This is a genomic window from Aeromonas sp. 84A, assembly GCF_051919345.1.
Taxonomy (GTDB): domain Bacteria; phylum Pseudomonadota; class Gammaproteobacteria; order Enterobacterales; family Aeromonadaceae; genus Aeromonas; species Aeromonas veronii.
The window spans coordinates 767,388-789,636 of the sequence record NZ_JBQBEW010000001.1; the positions used below are offsets into that span (position 1 = coordinate 767,388).

At 60.2% G+C, this 22,249-nt stretch carries 20 protein-coding genes; 16 read left to right on the forward strand and 4 right to left on the reverse strand.

Annotation, left to right across the window (positions count from 1 at the left end):
- The first annotated feature begins 2 nt into the window (after nt 1-2).
- From ftsL to mutT, 16 genes are all read left to right on the forward strand, one after another.
- The gene (ftsL, locus tag ACTG20_RS03710; protein WP_005336166.1) at nt 3-317 is read left to right on the forward strand and encodes a cell division protein FtsL; all 315 of its coding nucleotides are present in this window, start codon (nt 3-5) and stop codon (nt 315-317) included.
- On the forward strand, nt 314-2,068 hold the full coding sequence (locus ACTG20_RS03715) for a peptidoglycan glycosyltransferase FtsI (protein WP_005336163.1): 1,755 nt from the start codon (nt 314-316) through the stop codon (nt 2,066-2,068). The genes ftsL and ACTG20_RS03715 overlap by 4 nt, the downstream gene beginning before the upstream one ends.
- Entirely contained in the window at nt 2,001-3,533 is a 1,533-nt protein-coding gene (murE, locus tag ACTG20_RS03720; protein ID WP_194495597.1) for a UDP-N-acetylmuramoyl-L-alanyl-D-glutamate--2,6-diaminopimelate ligase, read from the forward strand. The genes ACTG20_RS03715 and murE overlap by 68 nt, the downstream gene beginning before the upstream one ends.
- Nucleotides 3,530-4,885 carry a UDP-N-acetylmuramoyl-tripeptide--D-alanyl-D-alanine ligase gene (locus ACTG20_RS03725; RefSeq protein ID WP_194495596.1) on the forward strand — a complete coding sequence of 452 codons (1,356 nt, stop codon included), beginning with the start codon at nt 3,530-3,532 and terminating at the stop codon, nt 4,883-4,885. The genes murE and ACTG20_RS03725 overlap by 4 nt, the downstream gene beginning before the upstream one ends.
- A complete protein-coding gene (gene mraY / locus ACTG20_RS03730; protein WP_019444789.1) occupies nt 4,879-5,961 on the forward strand; it encodes a phospho-N-acetylmuramoyl-pentapeptide-transferase in 1,083 nt (360 codons plus the stop codon). The genes ACTG20_RS03725 and mraY overlap by 7 nt, the downstream gene beginning before the upstream one ends.
- Before the next feature lie 4 nt (nt 5,962-5,965).
- Nucleotides 5,966-7,249 carry a UDP-N-acetylmuramoyl-L-alanine--D-glutamate ligase gene (murD, locus tag ACTG20_RS03735; RefSeq protein WP_164535946.1) on the forward strand — a complete coding sequence of 428 codons (1,284 nt, stop codon included), beginning with the start codon at nt 5,966-5,968 and terminating at the stop codon, nt 7,247-7,249.
- Nucleotides 7,246-8,427 carry a cell division protein FtsW gene (ftsW, locus tag ACTG20_RS03740; RefSeq protein ID WP_005336154.1) on the forward strand — a complete coding sequence of 394 codons (1,182 nt, stop codon included), beginning with the start codon at nt 7,246-7,248 and terminating at the stop codon, nt 8,425-8,427. The genes murD and ftsW overlap by 4 nt, the downstream gene beginning before the upstream one ends.
- Nucleotides 8,427-9,509: an undecaprenyldiphospho-muramoylpentapeptide beta-N-acetylglucosaminyltransferase gene (gene murG, locus ACTG20_RS03745; protein ID WP_064339255.1), complete on the forward strand. Its 1,083-nt coding sequence runs from the start codon at nt 8,427-8,429 to the stop codon at nt 9,507-9,509. The genes ftsW and murG overlap by 1 nt, the downstream gene beginning before the upstream one ends.
- Nucleotides 9,510-9,620: 111 nt before the next feature.
- The gene (gene murC / locus ACTG20_RS03750; RefSeq protein ID WP_005336150.1) at nt 9,621-11,075 is read left to right on the forward strand and encodes a UDP-N-acetylmuramate--L-alanine ligase; all 1,455 of its coding nucleotides are present in this window, start codon (nt 9,621-9,623) and stop codon (nt 11,073-11,075) included.
- A 97-nt stretch (nt 11,076-11,172) separates the two neighbouring features.
- Complete coding sequence (locus ACTG20_RS03755) at nt 11,173-11,925, forward strand: cell division protein FtsQ/DivIB (RefSeq protein ID WP_005336149.1); 753 nt, start codon at nt 11,173-11,175, stop codon at nt 11,923-11,925.
- Complete coding sequence (gene ftsA / locus ACTG20_RS03760; protein WP_005336148.1) at nt 11,906-13,165, forward strand: cell division protein FtsA; 1,260 nt, start codon at nt 11,906-11,908, stop codon at nt 13,163-13,165. The genes ACTG20_RS03755 and ftsA overlap by 20 nt, the downstream gene beginning before the upstream one ends.
- 39 nt (nt 13,166-13,204) lie before the next feature.
- A complete protein-coding gene (gene ftsZ, locus ACTG20_RS03765; RefSeq protein WP_005336147.1) occupies nt 13,205-14,356 on the forward strand; it encodes a cell division protein FtsZ in 1,152 nt (383 codons plus the stop codon).
- A gap of 99 nt (nt 14,357-14,455) precedes the next feature.
- The gene (gene lpxC, locus ACTG20_RS03770) at nt 14,456-15,379 is read left to right on the forward strand and encodes a UDP-3-O-acyl-N-acetylglucosamine deacetylase (RefSeq protein WP_139734529.1); all 924 of its coding nucleotides are present in this window, start codon (nt 14,456-14,458) and stop codon (nt 15,377-15,379) included.
- Between the two features lie 140 nt (nt 15,380-15,519).
- Nucleotides 15,520-16,425: a M23 family metallopeptidase gene (locus ACTG20_RS03775; protein ID WP_042079683.1), complete on the forward strand. Its 906-nt coding sequence runs from the start codon at nt 15,520-15,522 to the stop codon at nt 16,423-16,425.
- A gap of 59 nt (nt 16,426-16,484) precedes the next feature.
- Entirely contained in the window at nt 16,485-19,205 is a 2,721-nt protein-coding gene (secA, locus tag ACTG20_RS03780; RefSeq protein ID WP_005336144.1) for a preprotein translocase subunit SecA, read from the forward strand.
- Between the two features lie 74 nt (nt 19,206-19,279).
- Nucleotides 19,280-19,684 (forward strand): 8-oxo-dGTP diphosphatase MutT, encoded by a 405-nt coding sequence (mutT, locus tag ACTG20_RS03785; RefSeq protein WP_439987463.1) that lies wholly within the window; start codon nt 19,280-19,282, stop codon nt 19,682-19,684.
- 77 nt (nt 19,685-19,761) lie between these two features.
- Here mutT and yacG read toward each other — a convergent pair whose 3' ends face one another.
- The 4 genes from yacG to ACTG20_RS03805 are packed head-to-tail and all read right to left on the reverse strand — an operon-like array spanning nt 19,762 to nt 22,226.
- Nucleotides 19,762-19,956: a DNA gyrase inhibitor YacG gene (yacG, locus tag ACTG20_RS03790; protein ID WP_005336142.1), complete on the reverse strand. Its 195-nt coding sequence runs from the start codon at nt 19,954-19,956 to the stop codon at nt 19,762-19,764.
- Between the two features lie 9 nt (nt 19,957-19,965).
- On the reverse strand, nt 19,966-20,688 hold the full coding sequence (zapD, locus tag ACTG20_RS03795; protein WP_236356082.1) for a cell division protein ZapD: 723 nt from the start codon (nt 20,686-20,688) through the stop codon (nt 19,966-19,968).
- Between the two features lie 37 nt (nt 20,689-20,725).
- Nucleotides 20,726-21,340 (reverse strand): dephospho-CoA kinase, encoded by a 615-nt coding sequence (gene coaE, locus ACTG20_RS03800; RefSeq protein ID WP_103251668.1) that lies wholly within the window; start codon nt 21,338-21,340, stop codon nt 20,726-20,728.
- Nucleotides 21,341-21,353: 13 nt separating this feature from the next.
- Nucleotides 21,354-22,226 (reverse strand): prepilin peptidase, encoded by an 873-nt coding sequence (locus ACTG20_RS03805; protein ID WP_439987464.1) that lies wholly within the window; start codon nt 22,224-22,226, stop codon nt 21,354-21,356.
- Nucleotides 22,227-22,249: the final 23 nt, after the last annotated feature.

Below are 22,249 nucleotides of genomic sequence, written 5' to 3' on the forward strand. Positions count from 1 at the left end.
CGATGAGCGAAGTGCGTGTTCATCTGGCCAAGGAGATCGTTGCCGATCTCTGGCGGCACAAGCTGCAGATTTTTCTGTCGGTCGCCGTGCTGGTGACCGCGTTTGCCGTGATCCTGGTGACCAACATGACCCGTGGTCTGACGGCCAAGCAGAACGATCTGATGGCGGAAGAGGATCGCCTCAATATCGAATGGCGCCACCTGTTGCTGGAACAGGGCACCCTGGCTGAACACTCCCGGGTGGCGAGTCTGGCGATGGACAAGTTGCAGATGGGTCGTCCGCTGGTGACCACCGAGAAGGTAATTACCCAACCATGAAACGCAAGGCTACAGCCAAAGCTGCCAAAGCGAATGTCAAAGCGCCATCGATCTATCCGTGGCGCTTTCGCACGCTTGCGGTGTTTATCGGCATCGCGTTTGTGGGTCTGATCCTGCGTCTGGCCTGGATCCAGGTGATCAATCCGGATCGCCTGCGTCAGGAAGGGGACATGCGTTCCCTGCGTACCACCTCTACCCAAGCGGTGCGCGGCATGATCACCGATCGCAACGGCGAGCAGCTGGCGGTTTCTGTGCCGGTCGAGGCGGTCTGGGCCGATCCCAAGACGGTGCATGAATCCGGTGCCATCAATAATGAGCGAGCCTGGCTGGCGCTCTCCGCCGTGCTCAAGCTCGACATCAATACCCTCAAACACCGCATCGCCAACCCCAGCAAGCGCTTCGTCTATCTGCAGCGTCAGGTTACTCCTGCGGTGGCGGAATATATCAAGGGGCTCAAGCTGGGTGGCGTCTACCTGCGCCCCGAAGCGCGCCGCTTCTATCCGACCGGCGAGATCAGCGCTCATCTGGTGGGGGTGACCAACATCGATGGCAGCGGTATTGAAGGGATTGAGCGCAGCTACAACGAGTGGCTGACGGCGACACCCGGCGAAATGCGGGTGCGCAAGGATCGGCAGGGCCGCGTCATCGAGCGGCTTGGCATCGTTAAAGAGGGCAAGAACGCCAACGATCTGCAGCTCAGTATCGATCAGCGGGTGCAGGCTCTGGCCTACCGAGCCCTCAAGCGGGCAACCGACGAGAACAAGGCGACCTCCGGCTCCATGGTGATGCTGGATATCAAGACCGGTGAAGTACTCGCCATGGTCAACACCCCCTCCTATAACCCGAACAACCGCGGCCAGTATCAGAGCTTCCGGGTACGCAACCGGGTGGTGACCGATACCTACGAGCCGGGTTCGACCGTCAAGCCATTGATTTTGCTCAGCGCCTTGCAGGCAGGTGTCACCAGCTGGAAGGATTTCATTCCCGGTGGTCCGCTCTTTATCGGTGCCAAGCAGATCAAGGACGTCAGTATCCACAAGGCGACCAACCTCTACGATATCCTGCGTTACTCCTCCAACATCGGTATGTCGCGCATTGCGCTGCGGATGCCGGCGCAAGAGATGATCAATACCCTCAGCATGTTCGGTTTCGGCATGGATACCGGCAGCGGGCTGATGGGCGAGAGCAGCGGCATGCTGCCCCAGCGTCGTCGCTGGTCCGATATCGAGCGGGCGACCCTCTCGTTCGGTTATGGCCTGCGGGTTACCCCGCTACAGCTGGCTTCCGCCTACGCCACCCTGGCCAACAAGGGCAAACGGGTGCCGCTCTCCATCGTCAAGGTGACTACGCCGCCCAAGGGTGAGCAGGTTATTGATCACAACAACGCCGCTGCCATGTTGCAGGCGCTGGAGTATGTGGTCGACAACGCCATTCCAAAAGCCAAGATCCCGGGCTATCGGGTCGGTGGCAAGAGTGGTACCGCCAAGGTCGCCGTCGCCGGTGGCTATGGCAAGGATTACATGGCCTGGTTTGCCGGTTTCGCACCCGCCAGTGATCCCCGTTTCGTCATGGTGGTGGTGATCAACGAGCCAAAAGGCAGCGCCTATTATGGCGGCGCCGTGGCGACCCCACCGTTTGCAGAGGCCATGGGCGGGGTGCTGCAGCTCTTCAATATTCGTCCCGATGCGGTGCCGCCAGCGGTGCCCACCAAACTTGCCCGTACGGAGGCTTCTCTTGTCCCGCGCACTTGATGCATTACTGCGCCCCTTCGGTATCCTGGCGCCGGCGCTCACCCTGACTGATATCCAGCTGGATAGTCGGCGGGCTGGCCCCGGCTCGCTCTTCGTGGCCATTCGTGGTCATCAGGTGGATGGCAGACGGTTTATCGAACAGGCGGTGGCTCAGGGAGCGACCGCTGTTGTGTTTGAGGAGGATGGTGAATTTATCCCACCATCGACTCCGGTTCCCTGTATCGGGATGCGGGATCTGCCCGCTCACCTCTCTGCTCTTGCGGGCTATTTCTACGATCAGCCAGCCCAAAAATTGGATCTGGTCGGGATCACCGGCACCAACGGCAAGAGCACTACGGCACTGCTGGTCGCCAACTGGCGCACCCTGCTGGGGGGCAAGGCGGGTGTGATGGGCACCATCGGCAACGGCCTGTTCGGCAACCTGATTGAAGCGGAAAATACCACCGGCAGCGCCGTGCAGGTGCAAGCCAATCTGGCTGCGCTGCAAGCGCAGGGGGCGGACCTGGTGGCGATGGAGGTCTCCAGCCATGGTCTGGTGCAGCATCGTGTTGCCGCACTGCCCTTTGCCGCCGCGGTTTTCACCAACCTGAGCCGGGATCACCTCGATTATCACGGCACCATGGAAGCCTATGGCGCAGCCAAAGAGCAGTTGCTGCAACTGGTCGATGAGTCGAATGCTGTGATCAACCTCGATGACGAGTTGGGTGCCAAGTGGCTCGAAAAATATCCAGCAGCGGTGGCGTTCAGTGTGGATGGCCCGATTGAACACCATTCTGGCCGTCAATTAACGGCGCAGCAGCTCGATTTTCACCAGCAAGGTTTTCGTGCGCAGATTAACTCCAGCTGGGGGAATGGTGTATTATCCGCCCCCTTGCTCGGGCGCTTCAACGTCAGCAATGTGCTGGCCGCGATGGGCGTGATGCTGGCGCTCGGTTACGACTTCAACGAACTGCTTGCTACAGCCCCTCAATTGCAGCCGGTGACCGGCCGCATGGAGTGCTTTGGCGGTGGTGATACGCCGCTGGCGGTGGTCGATTACGCCCACACCCCGGATGCGCTGGAGAAGGCATTGCAGGCCCTGCGGGTGCACTGCACAGGGCAGCTCTGGTGTCTGGTCGGTTGTGGTGGCGACCGCGATCGTGGCAAGCGCCCCATGATGGCCGCCATGGCCGAGCAGTATGCGGATCGCGTGATCCTGACCGACGACAATCCCCGTACCGAGGAGCCGGCCCGGATCATGGCCGACATGGTGGCGGGTCTTCGCGATCCTGCTGCTGTGCAGGTCGAGCACGATCGGGTCAAGGCGATCAACCTGGCTATCCGTCAGGCGAGCAAACATGACATCATTCTGGTGGCCGGCAAAGGCCACGAGGATTATCAGATCATTGGAACCGACAAGCGGCACTACAGCGACCGGGAAACCGTCGCGGCCGCCTTGCACACATTATTGGAGTCATTCAAATGATGACCCTCAGGCTTGCCGAGCTGGCTCAGGTACTCGATGCCCGTCTGATTGGTGACGACGGCGAGATCACCGTCGTCAGTACAGACACTCGCACTCTGGGCGCGGGTGCCCTATTCGTTGCTCTGCGCGGCGAGCGCTTCGATGCCCACGATTTTTGCGAACAGGCCGTTCAGGCAGGGGCCTCTGCCCTGCTGGTCGAGCGTGAGCTGCCGCTGGCCATCCCCCAGCTGGTGGTGACCGACAGTCTGAAGGGGCTGGGCCGTCTCGGCAAACTGGTGCGCGAGCGCATCAACCCGAAAGTGCTGGCCATTACCGGCAGCTGCGGCAAGACCACGGTGAAGGAGATGGCAACCGCCATCCTGCGCAACGAAGGGGAAGTGCTGGCCACCGCTGGCAACTTCAACAACGAGGTGGGCGTGCCGCTCACCCTGCTGCGCCTCGAACCGCAGCACAAGTTTGCGGTGATGGAGCTGGGTGCCAACCATCCGGGCGAGATCGCCTGGACTACCTCGCTGGCCAAACCCGATGCCGCCATCATCAACAACGTGGCGGCGGCCCATCTGGAGGGCTTCGGCTCGCTGGAAGGGGTGTTCCACGCCAAGAGTGAAATCTTTGAGGGCTTGAGCGAGGGTGGCACCGCCATCGTCAATGCCGACAACGAATTCTGGCCGAAGTGGCGGGAACGCGGCATTCAGTGCGCCTTCTCCATCGACGATCAGAGCCAGCCGTTCCATGCTCGCGATGTAGTTCTCAACACTCAGGGTTGTGCCGAGTTCGTGATGGTGACCCCGCAAGGGGAGCTGAGCCTGACTCTGGCGATCCCGGGTCGCCACAACGTGGCCAATGCGTTGGCCGCCGCCGCGGGCTGTCTGGCACTCGGCGCATCTCTCGCCTGTGTCAAGGCGGGGCTGGAGCAGATGGCACCGGTCAAGGGGCGCTTCTGCGTGCAGCGCTGGGGCGGTCTGACCCTGGTGGATGATACCTACAATGCCAGCGTGGAATCCGTGCTGGCGGGCATCGATGCCCTGACCGCCATGGGCGGCTTCAAGGTGCTGGTGTTTGGTGATATGCGGGAACTGGGTGAGGAGTCTGCCGAGCAACACGCCCGGGTTGGCCGTCATGCCCGCGAGCGTGGTCTGGATGCCGTGCTGACAGTGGGGGAAGAGAGTCGCCACACCGCAGATGCCGCGGCGGGCCGACATTTCGATAACAAGGCGTCGTTGTTTGAAGTGCTTGCGCAAATGATAAATACACATCAGGAAATTTCGATTCTGGTCAAGGGGGCCCGTGGCTCCCGCATGGAAGATATCGTCAAGATGGTCGTCGACCATCAGGAGTCAGCTGCATGTTAGTCTGGCTGGCTGAACTGCTCACCCCGCACTTCACCTTCTTCAACGTCTTCTCCTACCTGACGTTTCGCGCCATCCTGTCGATCATTACCGGTCTGGGTGTCGCGCTCTGGATGGGGCCACGCCTGATCCGTCGCCTGCAGATCCTGAAGTTCGGTCAGGTGATCCGCAACGATGGGCCCGAGTCTCACCTCAGCAAGCGGGGTACCCCGACCATGGGGGGGCTGATGATCATTGCCGCCATCTTCACTTCCGTGTTGCTCTGGTGTCGCCTCGACAACCCCTATGTCTGGCTGGTGCTGTTTGTGCTGGGGGCCTATGGTGCCATCGGCTTTGCCGACGACTACCTCAAGGTGGTGCGCAAGAATACCGACGGCCTGATCGCACGCTGGAAGTATTTCTGGCAATCCGCGGTAGCGCTGGCGGTGGCTGTGTTCCTCTATGCGACTGCAACCCATGATGGGCAGACCCAGCTGGTGGTGCCTTTCCTCAAGGATGTGATGCCGCAGCTTGGCCTGATGTTTATCGTGCTGACCTACTTTGTCATCGTCGGCACTTCCAATGCGGTCAACCTGACCGACGGTCTCGACGGCCTGGCCATCATGCCGACCGTGATGGTGGCGGGGGGCTTTGCCCTGATCGCCTGGGCTACCGGTAACGTCAACTTTGCCAACTACCTGCACATTCCCTACGTGCCCTATACCTCCGAGCTGGTGATTGTCTGTACCGCTATCGTCGGGGCGGGTCTGGGTTTCCTCTGGTTCAACACCTATCCGGCGCAGGTCTTCATGGGGGATGTTGGTTCCCTGGCACTGGGCGGCGCGCTCGGCACCATCGCCGTGCTGGTCCGTCAGGAGTTCCTGCTGGTGATCATGGGCGGAGTCTTCGTGATGGAGACCGTCTCGGTGATCCTGCAGGTGGGTTCATACAAACTGCGCGGCGTGCGGATCTTCCGCATGGCGCCGATCCATCACCACTACGAGAAGAAGGGCTGGCCGGAGCCGCGCGTCATCGTGCGCTTCTGGATCATCACCCTCGTGCTGGTACTGCTGGGTCTTGCCACCCTGAAGGTGAGGTAAGGCCATGGTCATCATCATCGGATTGGGCAAAACCGGACTCTCCTGTGTCGATTACTTCCTCGGCCGTGGCGTGACGCCACTGGTGATGGATACCCGCTCCAACCCGCCCGGCAAGGATCAACTGCCGCCGGAGGTGGAGCTGATCCACGGGCTCGACGAGGCGCTGCTCAAGCAGGCGCACATGATTGTCGCGAGCCCGGGTATCGCGCTGGCGACCCCCGAACTGAAAGCGGCTGCCGAGTGTGGCGTGCAGATCGTCGGTGATATCGAGCTGTTTGTGCGCGAGACCCAGACCCCGGTCATCGCCATCACCGGCTCGAACGGCAAGAGCACCGTCACTACCCTGGTGGGCGAGATGATTGCCGAAGCCGGCCTCAATGTCGGTGTGGGCGGCAATATCGGCACGCCTGCGCTGGAGCTGCTCAAGCAGCCGATGGATCTCTGTGTGCTGGAGCTCTCCAGCTTCCAGCTGGAAACAACTCACAGTTTGCGTGCTGCCGCCTCCGTGGTGCTGAACCTCTCCGAAGATCACATGGATCGCTATCAGGGCATGGCCGACTATCGCGCCGCCAAGATGGAGATCCATCAGCACTCCAAACACATTCTGGTCAATCGTGATGATGCCCAGACCCTGCCCGATGTGGGCCAGGTGTGGCAGAGCTTTGGTCTCGACTGCAATGGCTATGGCCGTTGCCTGCTGGATGACCGCTACTGGTTGACGTTGCACGGTGAACCGCTGCTGGCGGTAGACGAGATGAAGATCGTTGGCGCCCACAATCAGGCCAATGCCCTGGCGGCCATGGCGCTGTGTGATGCGGTCGGTATTCCCCGTGCTGCTCAGCTTACCGTGCTGCGTCGTTTCGAGGGCTTGCCCCATCGTGCCCGCTTCGTGCGCGAGGTGAACGGGGTGCGCTGGATCAACGACTCCAAGGCCACCAATGTGGGAGCCACGCTGGCTGCCGTTGCCGGTGTGCGCGAGTCGGTCAAGGGGCGCCTGCTGCTGCTGGCCGGTGGTCAGGGCAAGGGGCAGGATTTTGGCCCTATCCAGGCGCTGCTGGGCAACCAGATCGATCACATGTACTGCTTCGGTCAGGATGCCGAGGTGCTGCTGGCTCTGGGCGAGCAGACCGAACGGGTGGCTGACCTGGCCGCTGCGGTTGCCAAAGCGGCGGCCGATGCCAAGCCCGGTGACTGGGTGCTGCTGGCGCCAGCCTGTGCCAGCCTCGATCAGTTCAAGTCGTTCGAGGTGCGCGGCGATCGTTTCACCGAGATGGTGCTGGCACTATGAACGCCCTTCGCGCAGCAGCAGGTCTGTTCCAGCGCTGGTTGTTACCGGCGCGTCCTGCCGGTCTCTACGATCGGCAGCTGGTACTGCTGGCGCTCTCCCTGATGGCGGTCGGGGTGGTCATCGTGGCCTCGGCGTCGATCCCCGAAGGGATTGCGCTGGGGGATGACCCCTTCATGTTTGTGAAACGTCACGCCCTGTTTCTGGTGATGGCGCTCGGTATCTCCTGGTTTGTGTTGCAGGTGCCGATGGCGCGCTGGCAACAGCACAACGGCCCCATGTTACTGCTGGCGATCTTGATGCTGGTACTGGTGCTGCTGGTGGGTCGCAACGTCAACGGTGCGGTGCGCTGGTTGCCGCTTGGCCCCTTCAACCTGCAGCCTGCCGAGTTTGGCAAGCTGGCGCTGTTTGTCTATCTGGCCGGTTATCTGGTGCGGCGCCAGAGCGAAGTGCGTGAAGCCTGGATCGGCTTCCTGAAACCGCTGGCGGTGTTCGGGGTACTGGCGGTCTTGCTGCTGTTGCAGCCTGACCTGGGTTCCACCGTGGTGATGTTCGTTACCTCGTTCGGCATGCTGTTTCTGGCCGGTGCCCGACTGGGACAGTTTTTGACCCTGATCGGCGCGGGCCTCGGCTCGGTGGTGATGCTGATCATCGTCGAGCCCTACCGGATGCGGCGGGTGACCTCCTTTATGGACCCCTGGGCCGATCCGTTCGGCAGCGGCTACCAGTTGACCCAGTCGCTGATGGCATTTGGTCGTGGCAGCTGGTTTGGCGAAGGGCTTGGCAACTCCATCCAGAAGATGGAGTACCTGCCGGAAGCGCACACCGACTTCGTGTTTGCGATCCTCGGTGAAGAGCTGGGTTACGTCGGGGTGCTGGGCGCCCTGTTCCTGATTTTTGCGCTGGCGGTCAAGGCGCTCAAGCTGGGGCATCGCGCGCTGGTGGCAGAGCGGCTCTATGACGGTTATCTGGCCATCGGCATCGGCATCTGGTTCAGCTTCCAGACCTTCGTCAACGTCGGCGCGGCCAGCGGCATGATGCCAACCAAGGGCTTGACCCTGCCGCTGGTCAGTTACGGTGGTTCCAGTCTCATCATCATGTCGGTGGCGGTGAGCATGTTGATTCGAATCGATTTTGAGTTGCGTCAGGCGACAGCCCAGGCGCGCGTGCGGGAGGTTTAGTGAGCAAGACTCTGTTGGTGATGGCAGGTGGTACCGGTGGGCATGTGTTCCCCGGTCTGGCCGTGGCCGATCGCCTGAAGGCCCAGGGCTGGACTGTCCACTGGCTCGGCACTGCCGACCGGATGGAGGCGGAGCTGGTGCCCGCCCACGGTTATCCCATCTCCTTCATCGATATTCAGGGGGTGCGTGGCAACGGCATCAAGCGACTGCTGGTTGCGCCCTATCGCATCGTCAAATCGATCCTGCAGGCGCGTCAGGTACTCAAGACCGTTCGTCCTGATGTGGTGCTCGGCATGGGCGGTTTTGCTTCCGGCCCGGGTGGCGTGGCGGCCTGGTTCTCCGGCATCCCGCTGCTGCTCCATGAGCAGAATGCCGCTGCCGGCATGACCAACAAGCTGCTGGCCCGTATCGCCAGGCGGGTGTTGATGGCATTTCCGGGCGCCTTCGCGCCGAGCCGCCGTACCGCCGTGGTGGGCAATCCGGTGCGTCCCGAAGTGGTCGCCCTGCCGGATCCGCAACTGCGCAGCGGGGATGAGCCACTGCATCTGCTGATCGTGGGTGGCAGTCTGGGGGCGCGGGTGCTCAACGAGCAGGTACCTGCTGCGGTGGCGGCGTCCGGTGTGCCCATTGAAGTGCGTCACCAGTGTGGCAAGGGCAATGCTGAGGCCGTCTCTGCTGCCTATGCCCAGCACGGCATCAATGCCGAGGTGAGCGAATTTATCAAGGATATGGCCAGCGCCTATGCCTGGGCCGACCTGGTGGTCTGCCGTGCCGGTGCCCTGACCGTTTCCGAAGTGGCTGCCGCCGGTGTGGCCGCCATTTTTGTGCCGCTGCCCCATGCGGTGGATGATCACCAGACCCGTAACGCCCTGACCCTGGTCGACGGCGGTGCGGCCGAGTTTCTGCCCCAGTCCGAGCTGAATACCGCGTCACTGGCGGCGCGCCTGACCTGGCTGGCTGGTCGCCGGGAGACCCTGTTTAACATGGCGAAAGCGGCTCGCCGCGTCGCCATCACCGATGCGGCCGAGCGGGTTGCAGATGAGTGCAAACAGCTCGCAACCGGGCTGCGTGGTAAAGATTGATGAGCAAGGTTGCAGCGGTGACACCGGGCAGCCTTGTACCTGTATGTATTGATGCCGCCGTGCAGCCGCGCTTTGACGGTACATGGCCTGCGGCAGACTAAAGAGACGATTATGACCAAGGTTGAACTGGCAAAACTGCGTACTGTGATCCCCGAAATGCGCCGCGTGCGTCGCATCCACTTTATCGGCATCGGTGGTGCCGGTATGGGCGGGATCGCCGAAGTGCTTGCCAACGAAGGGTATCAGGTAACGGGTTCTGATCTGGCTCGCAACGCCGTGACCGAGCGGTTGGCTGGACTGGGCGCGCACATCTTCGTCGGCCACAGTGCCGAACACGTTGAGGGTGCCAGCGTGGTGGTGGTCTCTACTGCCATCAAGCAGGACAACCCGGAGCTGCTGGCTGCCCGCGAACTGCGGATCCCGGTGGTGCGCCGCGCCGAGATGCTGGCCGAGCTGATGCGTTTCCGTCACGGTATCGCCATTGCCGGTACCCACGGCAAGACCACCACCACCAGTCTGGTGGCGAGTATCTATGCCGAAGCCGACCGCGATCCGACCTTCGTCATCGGTGGTCTGCTCAACAGTGCCGGCACCAATGCCCGCCTGGGCAGCAGCCGCTACCTGATTGCCGAAGCGGACGAGAGCGATGCCTCTTTCCTGCATCTGCAGCCGATGGTCTCTATCGTGACCAACATCGAAGCGGATCACATGGATACCTACGGCGGTGATTTCTCCAAGCTGAAGGCCACCTTCATCGAGTTTCTGCACAACCTGCCCTTCTACGGACTGGCGGTGGTCTGCATCGATGATCCGGTGATCCGTGGCATGTTGCCCGAGATTGCCCGTCCGACCCTGACCTACGGTCTCTCTGACGATGCGGATGTGCAGGTGCTGGATTTTGTCCAGACCACCAACCACAGCTGCTTCCGTGTTCGCCGCAAAGAGGCGGGTGAGCTGCAGGTGACCCTCAATTTGCCGGGTATTCACAACGCATTGAACGCCGCAGCGGCGATAGCTGTCGCGACAGAGGACGGTGTTAGCGATGAGGCCATCATCTCTGCTCTGGCCAAATTTGAAGGGGTTGGTCGTCGCTTCCAGCAGTATGGCGAGTTTGAAACCGGTCGCGGCAAGGCGATGCTGGTGGACGATTACGGTCACCACCCGAGCGAAGTGAAGGTCACCATCAACGCCGCCCGTGCCGGTTGGCCCGAGAAGCGTCTGGTGATGGTGTTCCAGCCGCACCGTTATACCCGCACCCGCGACCTCTACGAGGACTTCGCCGATGTGCTCTCCAAGGTAGACGTGCTGGTGATGCTGGAGGTTTATGCTGCCGGTGAGGAGCCGATCCCGGGAGCTGATGGACGGGCACTGTGCCGCTCCATTCGCTCGCGCGGCAACCTGGAACCCATCTTCGTCGCTACACCAGATGACGTGCCAGCCGTGCTGGCCGACCTGATCGGCGAGGGGGATTTGGTGCTGACTCAAGGCGCCGGGAACGTCGGGGCACTGGCCCGTCGTCTCGGAGAGATGAAATTGAGCATAGATAGCATGAAATCTGGCGCCTGAGGGCCCAATGAGTATTTTGACCGCCAAGCCGGGGCCTATATAATGGCGAACCGGTCTGTCAAAGGCCGGTTTAGCGCGTTACACGGGGATCGATCGGGTGGAGGCAAGGGCACAGGGGCGCACCAAGGGTGGCTTCATCGCAGGGGTAGCGTTTTTCCTGCTGGTGATATGGGGCTGCTACCGGACGGCGCTGGATGTTAAAGGTTGGCTGACAGATGCCAACCGGTTGCCCATGAGCGAGCTGTTGCTGCAGGGGCAACACCAGTATTTGCAAACCGAAGAGCTGCGGATGGCTGTGCTGGATGGCGCCGAGCTGCGCAACTTCTTCGAATTGGACGTCAACGAATTGCAGGCACGGCTCAATGCCCTGCCATGGGTGGCCTCGGTCTCGGTACGAAAGAAGTGGCCGAACAAGATCAAGATCTACCTCACGGAACAAGATGTGGCGGCGCGCTGGAATGGCAACCGCTTCGTCAACACCAAGGGCAAGGTATTCAGTGCCCCGGATCGGGTCAAGACGCCGCTGTTGCAGCTGTCAGGGCCGGATGATCAGGCCGCCCGGGTGTTGAAAGAGAGTCGGCAGTACGAGTCGCAACTGGCTGCCAAGGGATACAAGTTGCTGGGGGTGAATCTGACCCCCCGCCATGCCTGGGAACTGACCCTGGATGGCAATATCAAGCTGTTCCTGGGACGCAATGACATTGCGCTCCGGTTGCAGCGGTTTATCGATGCCTTCCCGGTTATCGAACCCCGTGCGCAAGTCGCCTACGTGGATCTTCGATACGACACCGGAATGGCAGTTGGCTGGAAGAAGAGCGAAGAGAAAGTGCATGACCAACACCGCAGATAGGAATTTGATTGTCGGACTGGATATCGGCACAACCAAGGTGGCGGTTCTGGTCGGGGAAGTATTGCCGGACGGTGAACTGAACGTCATCGGTATGGGCAGTCACGCTTCTCGCGGAATGGAGAAGGGCGGGGTCAATGACCTCGACTCCGTGGTCAAGTCACTGCGCCGCGCGGTGGAAGAGGCCGAGATGATGGCAGATTGCCAGATCAGCTCGGTCTATCTGGGGTTGTCCGGCAAGCATATTGATTGCCGCAACGAGACCGGTATGGTGCCCATCTCCGATGAAGAGGTGACCCAGGAGGATGTGGACAACGTGATCCACACTGCCAAGTCGGTTCGCCTCTCCGACGAGCTGCGCGTGCTGCATGTGCTGCCTCAGGAGTTTGCCATCGACTATCAGGAAGGGATCAAGAATCCGGTCGGCCTCTCCGGTGTGCGGATGGCGGCCAAGGTTCACCTGATCACCTGCCACAACGACATGGCTCGCAACATCGAGAAATGTGTGGAGAAGGTCGGCTTGCGGGTGGATCAACTGATCTTCTCCGCGCTGGCCTCCAGCTATGCCGTGTTGACCGAAGACGAGAAAGAGCTGGGTGTCTGCGTGGTGGACATCGGTGGCGGCACCATGGATATGTCGCTGTTTACTGGCGGTGCCCTGCGCCACACCAAGGTGATCCCGTATGCTGGCAGCACGGTGACCAGCGACATCGCCTACGCCTTTGGCACGCCGCCGCTCGACGCGGAAGCGATCAAGGTGCGCTACGGTTGCGCCCTCGGCCGTCTGGTCAGCAAGGAAGACAATATTGAAGTACCCAGTGTCGGCGGTCGCCCGGCGCGCAGCCTGCAACGGCAGACACTGGCTGAAGTGATTGAGCCCCGTTACACCGAGTTGCTCTCCATGGTGAATGATGAGCTGGTGCGGGTACAAAGCGAGTTGAAAGCGCAGGGGGTCAAGCATCAGCTGGCAGCCGGTGTGGTCTTGACCGGCGGCGCTGCCCAGATTGAAGGCATTGTGGAGTGTGCAGAGCAGATCTTCCAGAGCCAGGTCCGGGTGGGAGAGCCCATGAACATACGTGGTTTGAGTGATTACGTGCAGGCACCGGTGTACTCGACTGCGGTCGGGTTGCTGCAATATGGCCGCACCCATCAAGCCACAGGTAGCAACAAAGAATATGCCGCCAAGGCAAGCGTCGGTGGCCTGGTCAAACGGGTTAGCAACTGGCTGCGTGGCGAGTTCTAAGAATTTTGCTGAGTCAGGCAAATAAAGCGGAGAGACAACATGTTTGAATTTATGGATAGCCACACTGACGAAGCCGTCATTAAAGTGATCGGTGTAGGTGGCGGCGGCGGTAACGCTGTCGAGCACATGGTTCGTCAAAATATTGAGGGTGTTGAGTTTATTACCGTCAACACCGACGCCCAGGCACTGCGTAATTCCAGCGCCAACACTACCCTGCAGATCGGCGGTGGCATCACCAAGGGTCTGGGGGCCGGCGCCAATCCGGAAGTGGGTCGTGATGCGGCCATGGAAGATCGCGAAGCACTGCGTGAGCTGCTGACCGGTTCCGACATGGTGTTCATCGCCGCCGGTATGGGTGGTGGTACCGGTACCGGTGCTGCGCCGATCGTGGCCGAAGTGGCACGCGAGATGGGCATCCTGACCGTTGCTGTGGTGACCAAGCCGTTCTCCTTTGAAGGGAAGAAGCGGATGGGCTTCGCCGCCCACGGTATCGAAGAGCTCTCCAAAAACGTCGACTCCCTGATCACCATCCCCAACGACAAGTTGTTGAAGGTGCTGGGTCGCGGTATCTCCCTGCTGGATGCCTTCAAGGCGGCCAACGATGTACTGCTTGGCGCGGTACAGGGCATTGCCGAGCTGATCACCCGTCCGGGCTTGATCAACGTCGACTTCGCGGACGTGCGTACCGTAATGCGTGAAATGGGTACCGCCATGATGGGTACCGGTTCCGCCTCTGGTGATGACCGTGCCGAAGAAGCGGCCGAGAAAGCCATCTCCAGCCCGCTGCTGGAAGATGTGGATCTGGCTGGTGCCCGTGGCATCCTGGTCAACATCACCGCCGGTATGGACATGACCATCGAAGAGTTCGAAACCGTGGGTAACGCGGTCAAGGCCTTCGCTTCCGAGAACGCCACTGTAGTAGTGGGTACCGTAATCGATCCGGAAATGCACGATGAACTGCGTGTGACTGTGGTTGCGACCGGTATCGGTGCCGAGCGCAAGCCTGACATCACTTTGGTCAAGAGCAGCCAGGTGCAAGAGCGCCCGGTGCGTCAGCCGCTGGTCAGCGACATGATGCAAGGCCGAGTGATGGACGAAGCCCCGGCCAAGGTGGTCAACGCCGAGCCGCAAGCTCGTCGTGAACCGGATTACCTGGATATTCCGGCGTTCCTGCGCAAGCAAGCTGACTAAGCCTCTTATGGATCTTGTTTGTTTGTTGTTCAAGGAATGTGCTAAGATGGCCTGCCAACGACCATCTGGTCCGGATTTTAAGCTGTTTAGGGTACACCCATGATTAGACAAAGAACCTTGAAAACGAGTGTACAGGCGACTGGTGTCGGCCTGCATTCGGGCCGGAAAGTCACCATGACGTTCCGTCCGGCGCCTGTGAACACAGGGATCGTTTACTTGCGTACCGACCTGAATCCTGTGGTGGAGCTGCCAGCCAATGCCGATCAGGTGCGCGATACCGTGCTCTGTACCGCTCTGGTCAACGAAGCCGGTGTCCGTGTCTCTACCATCGAGCACCTCTCTGCCGCGCTGGCCGGGATGGGGATCGACAACCTCTACGTTGAGGTTGACGCACCCGAGATCCCGGTAATGGACGGTAGTGCGCATCCCTTTATCTACCTGCTGCAGGAAGTCGGGATCCGTGAGCAGAATGCTGCCAAGCAGTTTGTGCGGATCAAGAAGAGCATCCGGGTTGAAGACGGCGACAAGTGGGCGGAATTCCACCCCTATCGCAACGGCTTCAAGATGGATCTTGAGATCGATTTCCAGCATCCGGTCTTTGAAGGGCGCAATCAGCGTTGCGTACTGGATTTCTCCGGTGCCTCCTTCGTGAAAGAGATCAGCCGTGCCCGTACCTTCGGGTTCATGCGCGATATCGAGTACCTGCGTTCCCAGAACCTGGCGCTGGGCGGAAGCCTGGAAAACGCCGTGGTACTGGACGACTATCGGGTGCTGAACGAAGACGGTTTACGTTATGAGGACGAGTTCGTCAAGCACAAGATGCTGGACGCGATCGGTGACCTCTACATGTGTAACCGCAGCATCATCGGTGAGTTCCGTGCCTACAAGACCGGACATGCCCTGAACAACAAGCTGCTGCGTGCCTTGCTGGCCGAGCAGGAGGCTTGGGAACTGGTGACCTTCGAGGGTGATGGCGACAAAGCGCCTATCGCTTACTACGATAACGGTCTGGTTCTGGCCTGATAGCTGTGCAACGGAACGTCGGTCCTCTCTCCGCACCGACGTTCCGTGATTTGTTTACTCCATCCTTTAATACCGATTATCTCCCGGTTTTATTTCCCGTGCAGGCTCTTGGCCGCACCTGACCGAGCAGACTGATTTCTATGAGCATTACCCTGATCCTCCACGGCAAGCAGCGACGCAAGTTGCACCTGCCCAAACAACGTCTGGCCTGGGTCGGCGGTATTCTCTTCTCCCTGTTGGCCCTTGGTGGTGGTTGGCTCTGGCAGAGCTGGCACCAGAAAATGGAGGCGCTGGAAGTGGCGCTTGCCGTTGCCGAGCAACAGTCCGTCGACCAGAGTGGCGACGAAGCCCGTGAACAGTTGGCAATGCTGGCTGCTCAGGTGGGCACCATGCAAGGCCAGCTTGGCCGTCTCAATGCCCTCGGTGAACGATTGACCGAGCAGGCCGATCTCGATCCCGACGAGTTCAATTTCAAAGAGCTGCCCCCCATGGGCGGCCCTTCTTATGATGAAGAGCTGGAAGTGAGCCTCAACGAGCTGCAAGCCTCGATGAAACACCTCAGCCAGCAGCTCAGCAACCGTGAAGAGCAGCTGTCGGTACTTGAATCTTTCATCATGAATCACCATATCACCGATGCCGGTTTTATTTCCGGCACGCCAGTCAAGCAGGAGCGAGTTTGGGTCTCGTCCGGGTTTGGTGGGCGGGTCGATCCGTTCAACGGGCGTGCCAAGATGCACAAAGGGGTCGATTTCCGTGGCAAACCCGGAACCCCGATTCTGGCCACTGGGCCCGGCATTGTCAGCTGGGCGGGCCGTCATCCGGAATTTGGCAATATGGTGGAGATTAATCACGGCAATGGCCTGGTCACCCGCTATGCCCACAACTCCAAGTTGCTGGTCGAGGTGGGCACCCTGGTTGATCAGGGTCAGAAGATTGCCTTGATGGGACGCACCGGTCGCGCGACCGGGGTCCATCTGCATTACGAAGTGTTGAAAGATGGTCGTCAGGTCAACCCCGCACGCTTTCTCAGTGCCAGACGGGGTTAGGTTTTTTTCTTCAGGTTCCAGTGACGGAACGCTTTTATAACCAGAAATAGTTGGTACCCATGATTAGCACACTGCTTACCAAGATTATCGGCAGCCGGAACGACAGAACGCTCAAGGCTTTGCGCAAAATTGTAAAACAGATCAATGCCATGGAGCCGCAGTTCGAGGCTCTGTCCGATGCCGAGTTGCAGGCCAAAACGGCCGAGTATCGTCAGCGTATCGAGCAGGGTGAGACCCTGGAGCAGTTGCTGCCGGAAGCGTTCGCGACCGTGCGTGAAGCCTCCAAGCGGGTGTTTGGCATGCGTCACTTCGACGTGCAGCTGATCGGCGGCATGGTGCTGAACTCCAACCGCATCGCGGAAATGAAAACCGGTGAAGGTAAGACTCTTACTGCGACTCTGCCAGCTTACCTGAATGCCCTGAGTGGCCGCGGCGTCCACGTGGTGACGGTGAACGACTACCTGGCCAAGCGTGATGCGGAAGCGAACCGTCCGCTGTTCGCCTTCCTCGGCATGACCGTCGACTGCAACGTGCCCGGTATGGACGCATCCCAGAAGCGTGACGCCTACGCCGCCGACATCACCTACGGTACCAACAACGAATTCGGTTTTGACTACCTGCGCGACAACATGGCGTTCTCGCCAGAGCAGCGCGTACAGCGTCCGCTCAACTACGCGCTGGTGGATGAAGTTGACTCGGTGCTTATCGATGAAGCCCGTACTCCGCTCATCATCTCCGGCCCGGCCGAAGACAGCTCAGAGCTCTATATCCGCGTCAACAAGTTGATCCCGCTGCTGGTCAAGCAGGACAAGGAAGACACCGAAGAGTACACCGGCGACGGTCACTACACGGTGGACGAGAAGAACCGTCAGGCCCTGCTGACCGAAAACGGTCAGATCTTCGTGGAAGAGCTGCTCAAGAAAGAGGGGCTGCTGGACGAGAACGACTCCCTGTTCTCCGCCTCCAACATCAGCCTGCTGCACCACGTCAATGCCGGTCTGCGTGCTCACACCCTGTTCGAGCGCAACGTGGACTACATCGTCCAGAAAGACGAGATCGTCATCGTTGACGAGCACACCGGCCGTACCATGCCGGGTCGTCGCTGGTCTGATGGTCTGCATCAGGCCGTTGAAGCGAAGGAAGGGGTGAAGATCCAGAACGAGAACCAGACGCTGGCATCCATCACCTTCCAGAACTACTTCCGTCTCTATAACAAGCTGGCGGGGATGACAGGTACTGCAGATACCGAAGCCTTTGAATTCCAGCAGATTTATGGCCTGGATACCGTGGTTATCCCGACCAATAAGCCGATGGTGCGCAAGGACATGGGCGATCTGGTCTACCTGACCGCCAACGAGAAGTATGCCGCCATCATCGAAGATATCCGTCAGTGTGTGGCCAAGGGCCAGCCTGTACTGGTCGGTACCGTCTCTATCGAGAACTCCGAGCTGCTCTCCGGCATCCTGACCAAAGAGAAGATCCCGCACAAGGTGCTGAACGCCAAGTTCCACGCCATGGAAGCGGAGATCGTTGCCCAGGCCGGTCAGACAGGCGCGGTCACCATCGCCACCAACATGGCCGGTCGTGGTACCGACATCGTGTTGGGCGGTAACTGGCAGGCAGAGATTGCCAAGCTGGAGAACCCGACCAGCGAGCAGATTGCCGAGCTGAAAGCCGCCTGGCAGGTGCGTCACGATGCGGTGCTGGCCGCCGGTGGTCTGCACATTATCGGTACCGAGCGTCACGAGTCCCGCCGTATCGATAACCAGCTGCGCGGCCGTTCCGGTCGTCAGGGTGACCCGGGCTCATCCCGTTTCTACCTCTCCATGGAAGATACCCTGATGCGGATCTTCGCCTCCGATCGCGTGACCGGCATGATGAAGAAACTGGGCATGGAAGAGGGCGAAGCCATCGAGCACCCGTGGGTCACCAAGGCGATCGAAAACGCCCAGCGCAAGGTGGAAGGTCGCAACTTCGACATCCGCAAGAGCTTGCTGGAGTTTGATGACGTTGCCAACGATCAGCGCAAGGTGGTCTACGAGCAGCGTAACGAGCTGCTGGATACCAACGACATCTCCGAGACCATCCACGTGATCCGTGACGACGTCTACGGCGCGGTGATCGACGAGTACATCCCGCCACAGTCTCTGGAAGAGATGTGGGATGTGCCGGGTCTGGAAGCGCGCCTGAAGGCAGACTTCGCGCTGGATCTGCCGCTGCAACAGTGGCTGGCGGAAGATGACAAGCTGTATGAAGAGAAGCTGCGCGAGCGCATTCTGGACGAAGCCACCAAGCTCTATGCTCACAAGGAAGAGCTGGTCGGCAAAGAGGTGCTGCGCAACTTCGAGAAGGCAGTGATGCTGCAAACTCTGGATGGCCTCTGGAAAGAACATCTGGCGGCCATGGATCACCTGCGTCAGGGCATCCATCTGCGCGGTTACGCCCAGAAGAACCCCAAGCAGGAGTACAAGCGCGAATCCTTCGATCTGTTCACCCAGATGCTGGAAACCCTCAAGCGCGACGTGGTCAGCATCCTGAGCCGTGTTCAGGTGCAGGAGCGCGATGTGGAAGCGATGGAAGAGCAGCAGCGTCAGCAGGCGGAAGCCGCTCCCCGCACCTATACCCACGCCGCTGCCGAAAGCCAGCTGGCCGATGAACAGGCCGCAGGCGAAGAGGGCCACACCACCTTCGTGCGCGACGAGCAGAAGGTTGGTCGCAACGATCCCTGCCCGTGCGGCTCCGGCAAGAAGTACAAGCACTGTCACGGTCAGTTGACCTGATCGACGCTATTCCATAACAGGCGGGCCAAGTGCCCGCCTTGTTATTGGTGGCAACAAGCGAACAGAGGTAATTGATGGAACAGAAAAAACGGATCTGGGTGGCGGTTGGCGTCATCGAGAATGAACGGGGCGATATCTTCATCGCCAGACGCTCCTCCGATCGCTATCAGGGGGATCGCTGGGAGTTTCCCGGTGGCAAGGTGGAGTCCGGTGAGGATCTGCTGACTGCGCTGGATCGGGAGCTGTGGGAAGAGATCGGCATCCGGGTATTGGATTGTGCCCCCTTCATGGAACTGCAGTACGACTACCCCGAGAAGCAGGTATTGCTGGATATCTGGAAGGTGACCCGTTTCAGTGGTGAGCCGTTCGGCAAAGAGGGGCAGGAGTGTCTGTGGGTGCCGGTGGCCGAGTTGCACAACTACCACTTCCCCGATGCCAATGGCCCGATTGTAGCGCGGCTACAGGGTCTGCTGGCGTGAGCCGATAGCAATCAACAAGCATCAAAAAAGGGCCAATCGGCCCTTTTTTCATATTGCAGAGGTGAGTGTTCAGGGACTTATAGCCACTGATCGCCCTCTTCCGGTTCCGGCAGCAGGTCCGGGTTGATCTCCCCCGGGATCCGCTTCTCTTCATCGGCCCATTCGCCGAGATCGATCAGCTGGCAGCGCTTGCTGCAGAAGGGGCGGAACGGACTCTGTGGGCCCCACTCCACTTCGCTCTGACAGGTCGGACACTTTACCTTGGTGACCATAAGCCCTCCTTAGCAGCAGGCGAGCTGGAATGGCACGTCGCCAATCGGCTGTTCTGCGGTGGGCAGAAAGCGCAGGGCGAAGCGGTTCTTGTGGCCGCTCAGGGTTGGGTAGCAGCACAGATTGCCCGGCAGCTTGATGCGGATCAGCTCGGCGCTCTCGGCGGTGTCCTGGAAGAAACCGTTGCTGGCAACCTGCTCACTGAAGCTGCCTGATTCACGCCACAGGCGCAGCAGCAGAGTGATGGCATTCATCAGCAGGTTAATATCGCTCAGCCAGCCCTGCATCTGCTGGTGACGGGTGATGGCCGGGGTACCGAGCCAGTGGTGCAGCTGCGGCACATCGAAGGCACACAGACCACCAGGGATGGAGAAGCGCTGGCGGATGGAGCCGAGCAGACGATCCTCTTTCAGGCGGGCACCCGGGCGTGGCGAATTGAGCAGGTTGCGGGAGAGCTGGCTGCTCTCTTGCTGCATCAGTTTGATCTGCTCCAGATCGACGTCGGGCAGGCTGGCCCAGTGGCTCAGACGCTGGCCGAGACGCTCCAGATCCTTGATGAGGTCGGCGCGCAGGTCACCACGCTCAAGCAACTCCTGCAGATCGAACAGCCCTTTGAAGAAGGCGATATGTGCCCAGGATTGTTCACTCTCCAGATTGTCGCGGATCTGGGAAAACAGGGACTCCAGACGAAGATAGGTCCGGCTTTTTTCATTGAGGGGGAAATCGTAAATCATGCCTAATCCTGGCCAGCCATAAACCGGCCTAGTGTACTCACACTTGGCGGCCTTGTTGAGAGGCAATTGCCAGATATGTCTCGTGCAGCGCCAAAATCCGCGTTTTAATCGCCATTTCGCTGCCATTGTGGTTTTCGATGACATCATCCGCCGCGGCGAGACGTTCCGACCGGCTCGCCTGAGCGGCGATGATGGCCTTGGCCTGCTCGGCCGATACCCCATCCCGACGGCAGGTGCGCTCAATCTGGGTGGCTTCGTCCACATCGATCACCAGTACCCGATTGGCTAGGCCGGTGAGTTTGTTCTCCACCAGCAGCGGTACCACCAGCAGGCAGTAAGGTGAACTGGCCGCGGCGCACTGGCGCAGCATTTCGCTGCGAATCAGCGGGTGGAGCAAAGCATTGAGCCACTCCTTGGCCTGTGGGTTACTGAAGACCCGCTCGCGCAGGGCGCGACGGTCGAGTTGACCGCTAGGATCAATCACATCAGGGCCAAAATGGTCGGTGATGGCGGCAAGGGCCGGGGTGCCCGGCTCGACCACTTCGCGGGCGATCACATCGGCATCCACCACCTCGATACCCAGCGCGGCAAACTGATTGGCGATAGTGGTCTTGCCGCTGCCGATACCACCTGTGATAGCAACTACATACATGGGGGCCTCTTGCTCAAAGCAGGGTAGAGAGATACCAGCGGGTGATGGTATCGCCCCATAGCAGCGCAATCCAGCCCGCGATGGCGAGGTAGGGGCCGAAGGGGATGGGCTTGCCCTGATGATGTTTTTGCAAGGCGATCAGGCTGATGCCGATCACGGCGCCGACCAGAGATGAGAGCAGCAGAATTATGGGCAGCGCCTGCCAACCGAGCCAGGCGCCCAGCGCCGCTAGCAGCTTGAAGTCGCCATAGCCCATCCCCTCCTTGCCAGTGAGCAGCTTGAAAGCCCAGTAGAGGCTCCAGAGCACCAGATAGCCCGCCATGGCGCCGATCACGGCATCCGCCAGCGGTACGAAGCCACTTGCCAGGTTGAACAGCAGCCCGCCCCACAGCAGTGGCAGGGTGAGCTGGTCGGGCAGCCACATCTTGTCGAGATCGATAAAGGTGAGGGCGACCAGCACCCAGGTCAGCAACAGGGCGGCCAGTGTGCCCCAGCCCGGTGTTATGACCATGGCTACGGCTACCGATAGCAGGGCGGTCAGCAGCTCTACCAGCGGATAGCGGGCCGAGATGGGGGCCTGACAGTCGCGGCAACGCCCTTTGAGCCAGAGCCAGCTCAACAGCGGGATGTTCTCCAGCGCAGTGATGGCGTGACCACAGTGAGGGCATGCGGAGCGCGGCACCATCAGGTTGTAGCGCTCTGGCGCAACGGCCTCTTCGTCGGGGGCGAAGTAGCTGCGATACTCGGCCTGCCACTCCCGCTCCAGCATGATGGGCAGGCGGTGGATGACCACATTAAGGAAACTGCCGATCATCAGGGAGAAGAGAAAAACCAGCGAGAAGTAGAGCCAGGGCAAGCTGTGAGCCAGCTCGAGAAGAAGTGTCATAACCAACCGTCAGTTATTGAATG